The following is an 11,462-nucleotide window of genomic DNA, read 5'->3' as shown; positions in this document are numbered from 1 at the left end:
AACGACCGTCACGCGAAAATGCGCCCCCGTTTCGCTCGGCAGCAGTTCGATGCGCCACCCCATGCGGTCGCAGACGCGCGCCGCAATCGAAAGCCCGAGCCCTTCGCCTTCGCCCGTCGCGTTAGCACCCCGCGTAAAGTCGCGGAAAATGCGCTCGCGCTCTTGCGGCGCTATTCCGGGACCGTTGTCTTCGACCGTGAAGCCGTCTTTGCGTTCCGTAACGACGATTCGACTGCCCGAGGGCACGTAGAGAACGGCGTTTTTGACGAGATTATTTAAAACCGTACCGAGAAAGACCGGTGAATAAGTCCCCGGACAGGTCGCCTCGGTCCGGATATCGAATTCAATCCCCTTCTGCGCAGCCTTGTCGCGCCAGACATCGTCCATGAGCGCAAAGAGTCCCTTGACCGTATCGGCATCGGCATTGAGTTTGCTGCTCGCGCCGTTGCGCGCAAAATGCAGGAACAGCGTGAGAAGTTCGCGCATGCGGTTGCTGTAGCGAACGATGCGTTCGACCTGCTCGCGCTGACGCGCACCCAAGTCGCTCATCGAAAGCAGCTCGGCGCTCGACTGAATAACCGCAAGCGGCGTTCTCAATTCGTGGCTTACGTCGCCCGTAAAAGCCTTTTCGCGCTTCAACGCTTCGTTCAAGCGGTGCATGGCGCTGTCGCACGTGCGTGCGAGTTCACCCATTTCGTCGTTCGTCATGAGCCTAGGATCGATAGACCGGTAGCGGTCGGTACCGATCAGGTGTACGCTGCGGCGCACTTCCGCAGATAGGCGCTCGACGGGACGCATGATGAGGCGCGAGAGAAAGACGCCCAAGAGCATGCTGATGAGGAAAACCACCACGACCGAGCTTCCGGCGTGAAACCAAATCTCCCGCTCCGTTTCCTCAAAGCCCACCTGATCGCAAACGAGGACAAGCTCGCCTTTTTCCCAGCTGCCCTTGAAAAGAAACTGGGCCGGATCCGTCGTAATTTCGTTGAAGCCGGGCTTGTAGCCCGTCATTGCTTCGGTCGCGGGCTTGATATTGGGTGCGCTTCCATAGAGCTCGCAGAAACTGCCCAAATCCAGATCGTGCCCCGCTCGCAGGTCGTCAACGGCCGTGACGAAAAGCTCTTCGAGAAAATTCGTCACGAGGTGCCTTTCCGCGACCTCGATGCTCCAGCGGATCGCGATCGAATAAGCGAATGCAACAATCGTGATGAGCGCGGCAAAAGCGAGCGCAATGCGCTTTGCCAACCCGAAGCCGTGCCGCTGCGCTGCGTGCTGCCGGTGCGCTGCGGCGCGCCCTTCCTTCTCGGCGGAATGTTCGCTTTCCGCTTTCGTCTCGGTGTGATTCGACGAGTCCACTCGCTCCTCCCAACGGCCGCGCGAGCGGCCTCGTCCGACTGCACTGTCTGTGTGCCGACTCAGCCGCCGACAAATACTATCTCCGCAGCTGAGCGTCCTCGGCAAGTGTAGCGCGACGCTTCTTTCGAACAACAGTGCACCAGCGATGCCTAACGATAAATCGCCGGAAAGACAGCTCTTAATCGAAGCCCATCGTTCGGCTGCCGCCGCTCGAAGTGCCGAGAGCGCCGAGCGTGCCGCCCGCGGCGTCCGTGAGGTCGGCCTTGCTGCCGACATCGGTACGCTCGACTCGGCGAGGCGCAGCGCCTTCGGCCGAAATCGACCAGCCGAGCGTCGGGTGCGTACGGATGAGCGGCTGATCGAAGGGCTTGTCGACCGCTTGACGCAGCAGATAGAGGTTCGAGCGCAGGCTATCGGACTGCGGCGCGCTGCCGTGCCAAATTTCGTTTTCGAGCGCTTCGCGGCTCACGATGCCGGGGCTTCTGCGCATGAGCGTGCGCAGAATCTTGAGACAAATCGGATTGAGGCGAATTTCTTCGCCCGCGCGGCGCACGCTGAAGTTGTCGAGATTCATCTCGAGGTCGCCCACGCGCAGCATCTCGACGCCCGAGCCGAACGCGCGGCGCAAAAGCGCTTCAACGCGCGCACCGAGTTCACGCAGCGCAAAGGGCTTCACGACGTAGTCGTCCGCGCCGCACGCAAGTCCTTCTACGCGGTCGTCGACGGCGTCTCGTGCCGTCAGCATCAGAATCGGCAGGCGTTTATCGGCAATGCGGATGCGCCGGCAAAGCGTCATGCCGTCCATGCCGGGCAGCCCGATATCGAGAATGAGCAGATCGACGGCTTCACGCGCGAGCCGCTCCCAGGCATCGGCCGCCGTCGTCGCTGTTTCCACGCGCCAGCCCTTCAATTCGAGAAAGTCGCGCACGTTGGCAAGAATGTCGGGATTGTCGTCGACCACGAGTATCGTCACGGACATTTGTTCTTCCAATTCGCTCTAGAAAATGGCGCTCCGAGCGCCGGACATTGCAGGAGAGTTTAGTGGCGGACGTGAAAACCCGCGGCAGTCAAAATGGGCTCTCTTAGCCTGCATCAGAGGCTTTGACGTGATTTTGACGCTTGCTTTGACGGGATTTCGCGCGAACGTTTGCCGATCTTTTCCGCGTGAGACGCGACCGAAGCGCCGAAACGCAAGCCGATTTCACCCGAATGCATTGCGCCGCACGCCATTCGGGAAAAGGCATCAACGCGCTCGAGCGCGCTTTCCGCACGAGCCCGCCGCTATAATTGTGAACAAGCTTCATAAAACCGCGCCGCATTTGTCTTCGGCGCATCCGACGAACCGCAACCAACCGGCTTCAAGCCGGCCCAACACATCATGCGACGCTCGCTCACTTTCGCCCTCATTCTCGTGACGCTTGCTTTCTGGAGCATGAGCATTTGGACCCTGTCGGGCAAGCTTGCCGAAGACGCGCTTCTCTGGGCGGCCGCCCCCTCGATTGTCGGTCTCGCGCTGCTCCTGGTCCTCTTTGCCGCCAAGCGCATCTTCTCCTACAACGACGCCGTACGCCGTCGCTTTTCGACCGTGCTCGCACTCACGCTCCTCGTCGTGATCGTTTGCGTTTACGCCGACGCCTTTGCGCTCAACGGCATGATTTTCGAACGCGGCCTCGAGATCTGGCGCCTCGAGCTCTTTGTGGACGAGCGCCTCCCGCTCACGCTCGCCTTTGCGGGCGCGGTCTGCCACCCGATCCTCTTTTGCATCGCAGCGATCGCGCTCCTTGTGCTCCCGGCGCCCAAGAACGACTTCTTCCGCAACATGCACTGAGCCACTCGGTTCGGCTGCAGTATGTGAGCGCACCGCAAGAGCGCGTCCGACACAAAATCGGGCGCGCTTTTTGTCGTCCTACGTAGAATGCCTCTCTAGCGCACGTACCTCGCGCGGTGCCGCACCTTCCGACAAAAAGACAATTACACCGACAACAATGGCCAAAAGACGCACTTACGGCAATACCTGGTGGGGAGCCGCGTGGCTGCGCGCCCTCGAATCCGTTGACCACGCCAACCGCCTCCCGCGCGGGCGCTCCTACTGCAACACGGGGCGCATCGCGAGCTGTGAATGGCACCCCGAGACACTCTCGGTCGAAGCATTGGTCGACGGATCGGCCTATTACCCGTACGAAGTGCACATTGCGCTCCCGCCCATCGCCCCCAAGAAGGCCGAACAGCTTCTCGCGCAGGTCGCGCGCGACCCGGTGCTCGTTGCCGAGCTGCTCGACGGCACGCTCTCGCCCGCCGTTGCCGAGATCGCGGCGTCGCTCGGGATCGAACTTTTCCCGAAGAGCTGGCGCAGCATGACGCTCTCGTGCAGCTGCCCGGACAGCGCGCGCGTCTGCAAGCACATCGCCGCCGTTTTCTACGCGCTCGCCGACATGATCGACGGCGATCCGTTTCTCGTTTTCAAGCTGCGCGGACTCGATTTGCAGGGCGCGCTCAAAGCGCGCGGCATCGACGTCACCGACACGGTGACGGCCAAGCCTCTCACGCTCGAAGCGTTTCTTGCCGCTGCAACCGAAGACCGCGCCGATCCCGAGCCCCTTGCGCCCGAAGCGGCGCTCGAAAAGCTGCGCTCGATTCCCTACGGACAGCTGACGAGCATGCGTCCGACGCTCGAAAAGCTCCTGCCCGGGCGGGTCGACCCCGGCATGAAGGAAAGCTTTCGCGGCGAAATCCTGCGAATGATCGATGCGGCGGGCCGCGCCGTGCGAAAGACGGTCGAACTCTGCGCCTTTGAATCGGCCGCACGCGCGATTGCGCAGGCTGGCGCCGCCGAAGCCGCGCCCTCGCATACCGTCTGCACCGACTGGCATGCCTATCTTTCGCAGACACTCGCGCGCTCGCCCAAAGCCCATGCGTCGATTGCCCCCGAAGCCTTCCGCCTCAACCTCGCCATCGATTTTGACGACACGGCGGGCGCTTCGGCCGCCCTCCTTCGCATCTCGCGTCCGCCGCGGGCGAGAAAGGACCGCGTCGAGCGCTTTGAAACCGACCCGAACGCGGTTTTTGCCGCACTCCTTGCGCTCACGAGCGCCGACGCAAGGTACGAAGCACCGACAGTCGAGTGCTGGCGAGAAATCACGGCAGCCGCCGCGCGTCTCATCGAGAGCGCCTCGGTCGTACCTGCGCTTATTGTCCCCGAAGGCATCGAGCACCCGATGCCGCGCGTCCTATGGACGCCCGCATTGCGAAGCCGCCCCGTCGCAACGCTTTTTGACGCGCTCGTCGAGGGCGTCGCGCCCTTTGCCGAGAAGCTCTTTGAGCCCGAAACGCTTCGCTTCATGCCCGAAGCGAAAAGCCGCATTCGCCGCACGGTGTTTCTTGCGCTCACAACCGCCGTCGGTGCGCTTTTGCGCGCCACGTATGCCGCCAAGGCCGGGGAGCGCGTCGAGTCGCTTTACTGCGCGGCCGCGCTCGGCGAAGACATGCGCTTCGCGGACGGACGCTTCCCGCCGCGCGCCGAGCGCCTTTTTACGCGCAGCCTGCGCGCCTTCCTCCTCGGGGACGCCTATCCGTGGCGACCGGTTCTGACGGCGCGCATTCATGCCGAGGGCGTGAAACTCAACTTCGGCGTTCTCGGCCGTGCGGTCGACCCGCAGTCGATCGAAGCCGCGCAGACGGCGCCCGACGTGCCCGATGACGAAGAAGTCGACGCGCGCGCAACCGATCCGCATGCCGCAGACTTCAGCGTGAAGCGCCCCGTGATGCTCGCGAAGCTACTCAAGGACGACCGCTACGCCAAGGACAGGTTCGCCGCGCTCTCGATTCTCAAAACGCTCGCGGGTGCATACCCGGCACTCGAAGACATTCGTGAGCAGGGCGGCAAGCCCTTGACACTCCTCTCGAGCGAATTGAAGGAGTTTCTCTTTGATGCGGCGCCCGTCCTCACGCTCCTCGGCGTTTCGGTCATGCTGCCCGAGAAGCTCAAGCGTCTTTTGAAGCCGCGGCTTGTCGCGCATCTCGATGCGGGACCGAAGAGCGGCGCGAGCGTGCTCGGGCGCGACGCACTTTCGCGTTTTGACTGGTCGGTGGCGCTCGGCGATCGAAAACTGACGCCGGAAGAATTCGAGCGCCTCAAAGCCCACGCGGGCGAAGTCGTTCGCATCGGCGACGACTTCGTCTGGATCGACCCCAACGAACTCGCCGCCATGGCGGCGACGCTCGAAAAGGCCCCGCAGCCGAGCTACCTCGAAAAGATGCGCGCAGCGCTCACAGGCGAATACCGCGGCGCCGAAGTCGACGTCTCCGAGCGCGTGCGCGAGGGGCTTGCCAGGCTCACGGCGGTTGACGACGTGGCGCCACCCCCGGACCTTTGTGCAACGCTGCGCCCCTATCAGGCACGCGGCTACGCGTGGCTCATGAAAAACCTCCGACTGGGCATCGGGGCGCTTATCGCCGACGACATGGGGCTCGGGAAGACCCTGCAGGTGATCGCCGCCATTGACAAGCTGAAGCTCGAAGGTGAACTCGTGAAAGGCCGCGTCCTCGCGGTCGTACCGACAACGCTCATGACGAACTGGCAGCGCGAGATCGCGAAATTCGCTCCGTCGCTCACGGTCGGGCTCTACCACGGACCGAACCGCAAGCTTCCCGAAGACCGCTCGACGCTCCCCGACGTCGTTCTCACGAGCTACGGCACGATGCGCCGCGACGCCGAGGTGCTTTCCGCCGTGCGCTGGCGCCTCCTCGTCCTTGACGAAGCGCAAGCCGTTAAAAACGCCTCCTCCGCACAGGCGGCGGCCGCCAAAGCGCTGGGCGCGCCGCAGACGATCGCCATGACGGGCACGCCCGTCGAAAACCGACTCATGGAGTACTGGTCGATTCTCAACACGGTGCAGCCGCATCTTTTGGGGTCGGCGCAGGACTTTCAAAAGACCTTTGTGCTCCCGATCGAAAGCGATCGCGACCCGGCGGCAGCCAAAGCGTTCCGACGCCTTACGGCCCCCTTCATGCTGCGCCGCCTCAAGACCGACAAGACGATCATCTCGGACCTGCCCGAGCGCAACACGATCGACCGCTTCGTGACGCTGACGCCCGAGCAGGCGGCGCTTTACGGCAAGGTGCTGCAGTCGCACCTCGACAAAATCCGCGATATCGAGCGCCGTGCGGCGGGAAGCACCGCCCCCGAGAGCGGCGGCGAAGCACCCCCAAGCACCGATGCGCAGCCCGTCAAAGCGCCCATCGCCGCCGAAGATGCCAAGGCCGCGCGCCGCGGTCAGGTTCTGAAGCTCATCATGAGCCTCAAGCAGATCTGCAATTCGCCCTCGCAGTATTCGAAAACCGAAGCGCCGCTGCCCGATTCCGGCAAGGGCGCCGCGCTTCTCGAGATTCTCGAGCGCTGCCGCGAATCGGACCGCAAGGTGCTCATCTTCACGCAGTTTCGCGAAATGGGCGAGCGGCTTCAGACGTGGATCGAGCGCGCCACGGGCGAAAGGCCCGATTTCCTGCACGGCGGCGTCTCGGTTGCGAACCGCCAGAAGATGGTCGACCGCTTTCAGAACGACCGCGCCGTGCGCGTCATGATCATCTCGCTCAAGGCGGGCGGCACCGGGCTCAACCTCACGGCAGCCTCGGCCGTCGTGCACTACGACCTCTGGTGGAACCCGGCCGTTGAAGCACAGGCAACAGACCGCGCCTACCGCATCGGGCAGCGGCGCGACGTCATCGTCTGGCGCTTCGTTTGCGCAGGCACCTTCGAAGAGCGCATCAACGAGATGCTCGCCGCCAAGCGCGACCTGGCCGACCTCACGGTCGCGACGGGCGAAACCTGGATCGGCGACCTCCCGACGCGCGAACTCGAGTCGATCTTCTCGCTCGACCGCAGCACCGAAGCCTGATCGGGCGCACACGCCCGTCGCCCGATGAAGCGCCCGTCGGCACCGTCGGACATTCCCATTTTCGGGCGACGCGGCGTAGACTCGGAAGCATTTGACGCGACGCAAGCGCGGCGCCCAACCCGGCCCGCGCGCCCGCAGGACACTACACAACGAGGAGCAACCATCATGACCGCACCCGTCATCGTCAGCCTGATTCCCGAAAAGCTCATGCGCCCGAAGATGCTCGAAGGACTTCGGGCGTTGGGCGACGTTCTCTTCGAGCCCGATCCGCTCTCGGGCTTTCAAAGCGAACGTGCTGCCGAAGCGCGCATCCTGGTGGGCGCACACAACATGCAGGTGAAAAAGCCCCTCCTCGACCGCTTCCCGGAGCTCGAGATGACGGCCGACTACGGCGTCGGCTTCGACGGCTACGAACTCGCCGAGTTCGCCCGCCGCGGCATTGCGCTCTCAAACACCCCCGACGTACTGAGCCGCGACGTCGCCGACTTCGGCTTCGCGCTGCTGCTTTCCCTCACGCGCCGCACGGCCGAGGCCGACGCCTTCGTGCGTGCGGGCCGCTGGCCCAACGAAGACTTCGGCCTCGGGCGCCGCATCTTCGGCAAGCGCATCGGCATTGCCGGGCTCGGCCGCATCGGCAGCGTCCTCGCGCAGCGCGCCGCCGCCTTTGAAATGGAAGTGGGCTACACGGCCCGCCACGAAAAACCCGTCCCCTACAAGCGCTTTGCCGACATGAAGTCGCTCGCCGAGTGGGCGGACTTCCTCGTTGTCGTGATCCCGGGGAGTCCCGAAACGCATCACCTCGTCAACGCCGAAGTGCTCGATGCGCTCGGCCCTCAGGGGATGCTCGTCAACATCGCGCGCGGCGCACTCGTCGACACCGAAGCCCTGATCAAGGCGCTGCGCGAAGGCCGCATCGCGGGCGCGGCGCTCGACGTTTTCGAGCACGAGCCCCATGTCGAAACCGAGCTCCTCGGCATGAAGAACGTCGTTCTCGCACCGCACATCGCTTCGGGCACGTTCGAGACGCGCGACGACATGGCCGATCTCCTGCTTGAAAACGTGCGCGCCTTCCTTGAAGGCAAGCCCCTCGTCACCCGCGTGCCGGGCTCCTACACCGAATAAAGCACCAGTTCGAGCTTCCGGCAAAACGCAGCCGGAAATCGGGCGGCCGCCGTATGCGGGACCGCCCGTTTTTTCTTTGCTCAGGATTTTCCCGAAGCTCGCGCAGCGGAAAGGCTACAATCCCGAGCTCGACAAAAACGCTTTCAACTTCCTTTCGGCGAGGATTCCCATGCCCGTTCTGATGCCCGAACCCAAGGGTACGCTTCTCGGTCAAAGCACCGTCTACGGCGACAGCTACGACCCGACGCTCATTCAGCCGATTCCGCGCTCGCTCGGCCGTGACGCGATCGGCGACCATCATTTCCGCGGCACCGACATCTGGCGTCTTTACGAACTCTCGTGGCTCGCGCCGAACGGCTTGCCGCAGACGGCGGTGGGCGAAATTTTCGTCCCCGCCTCGACCCACTCGATTGTCGAGTCGAAGTCCCTGAAGCTCTACGCGGGGAGCTTCGCCATGACGACGGTCGCCTCGCTCGAAGAAGTTGAAAAGCGCATGGAAGAAGACCTCGGCGCGCGCATCGGCGAAGGCGTCCGCGTGAAGCTTTCGCCCGCCGAGAAATGGGCGGGCAACGTGACGCCGCTCCCGGGCACATGCCTAGAAACGCTCCCCGAAGCCGCCTCGCACGAATTCCGCGCAGCCGAAGCCGACGCACTGGTGCTGCGCTTGGGTGCCGACCCGGCTGAGACCGGTGAAAAGATTTGGTCGACGCGCATTTTCCGTTCGCTCTGTCCCGTGACCGGGCAGCCCGACTATGCGGCCGTTGTCGTGCGCATTCGCGGCCGCGGCCCTGCGCCCATGGCGCTGCTCGACTACCTCGTCTCGTACCGCCGTCATCGCGGCTTTCACGAACAGTGCGTCGAGCAGATCTTCCACGACCTGCGTGCGGCCTTCTCGCCGGAGATGCTTGAGGTTTACGCTGCATTTACACGCCGAGGCGGGATCGACATCAATCCCTTCCGCAGTACCGAACGCGATTTGCCCGCGTCGATCCTGCGCGAGATTCGGCAATAGTGGCTCCTAAAAAGGGGGTTTGTCCAGCTGATTTGTCCCAATGGGAGTAACGCCCAGACGCCTTTGCCCGTTTGACCAAAGTCATCTCTCCTAGGAACTCTGAGAGGAGAATATGTAGTGACGGCTCAGAGAGCGCGTGCGCGGCAGCGGCCGCGCGCCGCTTCGCTCGGTCGGCAACGAGCGCCCGCACTTCGCGGCGCGCTTTGCAACCCGAACGAAAACCGTCGTCATCTAAAGGAGAGAATAACCATGACCAATCAGATTTCGCGCCGCAGCCTTATTGCCAGCACGCTCGCAGGCGGAGCCGCGCTTGCTGCATCGCCTCTCATGGCGCACGGCGTCGATAAGAACATCAAGTGGGACGAAACCTATGACGTGATCGTCATCGGTTCCGGCTTTGCCGGTCTCGCTGCCGCGATTGAAGCCAAGAACGCGGGTGCGAACGTCGTCGTGCTTGAAAAGATGACGACCTTCGGCGGCAACTCCATCATCAACGGCGGCATTCTGACGGCAACGGGCTGCCCGCAGCAGAAGATGCACAAGATCGAAGACTCGGTCGATCTGCTTGAAAAGGACATTCTCGTTGCCGGTCAGTACCTGAACGACAAGAAGAAGGTTCGCCTCCTTGCCGAGCATGCGCTTTCGAACTACGAATGGTGCGTGAAGACGCTCGGCGTCGAATTCCTGCCCGATGCCATCGGTCAGGAAGGCGGCCACAGCGTTCCGCGCTATGTCACGACGAAGAACGGCTCGGGCTCGGGTATCGTCACCAAGGAAATCGACATGGTGAAGAAGCTCGGCATTCCGATGAAGAACCGCTGCTACGTCGAACACATCATCCGCAACGAAGCCGGTGCGGTCGTCGGCGTCAAGGTTCGCGAAGGCTACCGCTTCCCGAAGGCAGAATCGGGCAAGGAAAAGTTCCTGCGCGCCAAGAAGGGCGTCGTTTGCTGCTACGGCGGCTTCGCGGCCGACGTGAAGTTCCGCATGTTCCAGGACCCGAAGCTCTCGGCTGACCTCGACACGACGAACCAGCCGGGCGCCACGTCCGAACTCTGGCGCGAAACCTCCGCCATCGGCTGCCTGCAGGTTCAGAACGACTGGATCCAGTGCGGCCCGTGGGGCAACCCGCATGAAAAGGGCATGGGCATCGGCTGGCAGTTCAACCAGACGGCCGCTGCCGAATACGGCATTTGGGTCAACTCCGAAGGCAACCGCTTCGTGAACGAACTCGCCAACCGCAAGGTTCGCGCCGACGCGATCATGCTCGAACAGCAGGCCGGCCGCAAGGCTTTCGCCATTGCCCAGGGCAAGAACGTCGAACCGCTCAAGAAGCAGCGTCCGGGCTTCCTTGAAAAGATGCTCGAAATGAAGATCGTCTCCGAGTACAAGACGCTCGAAGACCTCGCCAAGGGTACGGGCATCCCGTTCGAAAACCTCAAGAAGACCGTTGACGAATTCAACAAGGCCGTTGAAACGAAGAAGGACCCGGCTTGGGGCCGCTACATCAACAACGACCAGGTTCCGATGGTTGACGGTCCGTGGTACGTCGGCGAGTGCCAGCCGAAGGTTCACCACTGCATGGGCGGTCTGATCACCGACGACAACTGCGGCGTTCTCGACGTCATTACGTATGCCCCGATCCCCGGCCTCTACGCTGCCGGTGAAGCCACGGGCGGCGTGCACGGTGCCGTTCGCCTCGGTTCTGTCGCCATTCTCGACTGCCTGGTCTTCGGCCGCATCGCCGGTACGGCTGCCGCCAAGGCGAAGGAAAACGCAGCTTAATCGCTGCCATGGAGGCGGCCCCGTGTGCCGCCTCGGGCCCGGACGGCCGGACAAGCCGCTTCACGGGCCGTCACGCAAAGGCGCGCTTCTTTTGTGGGGCGCGCCTTTTGCTGTACCCAAGCCTCTCACGGTGAGATGCGTCCACCCGAAGGACCGCCGCTTTCCGTTCCCCGAAACCGGTTAAATCTACCGGTTCCATTTCCATTCTTTAGGGCGGTTCAACCCCGGAATGGAGGGCATTTATTCGCACTCTTGGCAAGAGCCTGGCGCCGTACGGTTGTTTCCATTCCACG

At 63.1% G+C, this 11,462-nt stretch carries 7 protein-coding genes; 5 read left to right on the top strand and 2 right to left on the bottom strand.

Going from position 1 to position 11,462, the window contains the following annotated elements:
- Together H6A60_RS13970 and H6A60_RS10785 are read right to left on the bottom strand one after the other, a co-directional pair.
- Positions 1–1,356, bottom strand: a 1,356-nt coding sequence (locus tag H6A60_RS13970) for an ATP-binding protein (protein ID WP_205104488.1), incomplete at its 3' end; no start/stop codon positions are given.
- 178 nt (positions 1,357–1,534) lie between these two features.
- Complete coding sequence (locus H6A60_RS10785; protein ID WP_239477721.1) at positions 1,535–2,335, bottom strand: response regulator transcription factor; 801 nt, start codon at positions 2,333–2,335, stop codon at positions 1,535–1,537.
- A 399-nt stretch (positions 2,336–2,734) separates the two neighbouring features.
- Between H6A60_RS10785 and H6A60_RS10780 the strand changes: the two genes are divergently transcribed.
- The 5 genes from H6A60_RS10780 (at position 2,735) to H6A60_RS10760 (ending at position 11,169) form a co-directional block, all read left to right on the top strand.
- On the top strand, positions 2,735–3,184 hold the full coding sequence (locus H6A60_RS10780; RefSeq protein ID WP_205104486.1) for a hypothetical protein: 450 nt from the start codon (positions 2,735–2,737) through the stop codon (positions 3,182–3,184).
- 157 nt (positions 3,185–3,341) lie between these two features.
- Complete coding sequence (locus H6A60_RS10775) at positions 3,342–7,250, top strand: DEAD/DEAH box helicase (protein WP_205104484.1); 3,909 nt, start codon at positions 3,342–3,344, stop codon at positions 7,248–7,250.
- A 165-nt stretch (positions 7,251–7,415) separates the two neighbouring features.
- Positions 7,416–8,372 carry a 2-hydroxyacid dehydrogenase gene (locus tag H6A60_RS10770; protein WP_205104482.1) on the top strand — a complete coding sequence of 319 codons (957 nt, stop codon included), beginning with the start codon at positions 7,416–7,418 and terminating at the stop codon, positions 8,370–8,372.
- Positions 8,373–8,541: 169 nt separating this feature from the next.
- Positions 8,542–9,384 (top strand): preQ(1) synthase, encoded by an 843-nt coding sequence (locus H6A60_RS10765; protein ID WP_205104479.1) that lies wholly within the window; start codon positions 8,542–8,544, stop codon positions 9,382–9,384.
- Between the two features lie 249 nt (positions 9,385–9,633).
- The gene (locus H6A60_RS10760) at positions 9,634–11,169 is read left to right on the top strand and encodes a flavocytochrome c (protein ID WP_205104477.1); all 1,536 of its coding nucleotides are present in this window, start codon (positions 9,634–9,636) and stop codon (positions 11,167–11,169) included.
- The last annotated feature ends 293 nt before the right edge of the window (positions 11,170–11,462 follow it).

Source organism: Sutterella massiliensis (assembly GCF_016899755.1).
In the GTDB taxonomy this organism is placed as follows: Bacteria; Pseudomonadota; Gammaproteobacteria; order Burkholderiales; family Burkholderiaceae_F; genus Sutterella; species Sutterella massiliensis.
The sequence above is the reverse complement of the archived record's forward strand: the minus strand, read 5'-3'. Positions and strand labels throughout refer to the sequence as shown.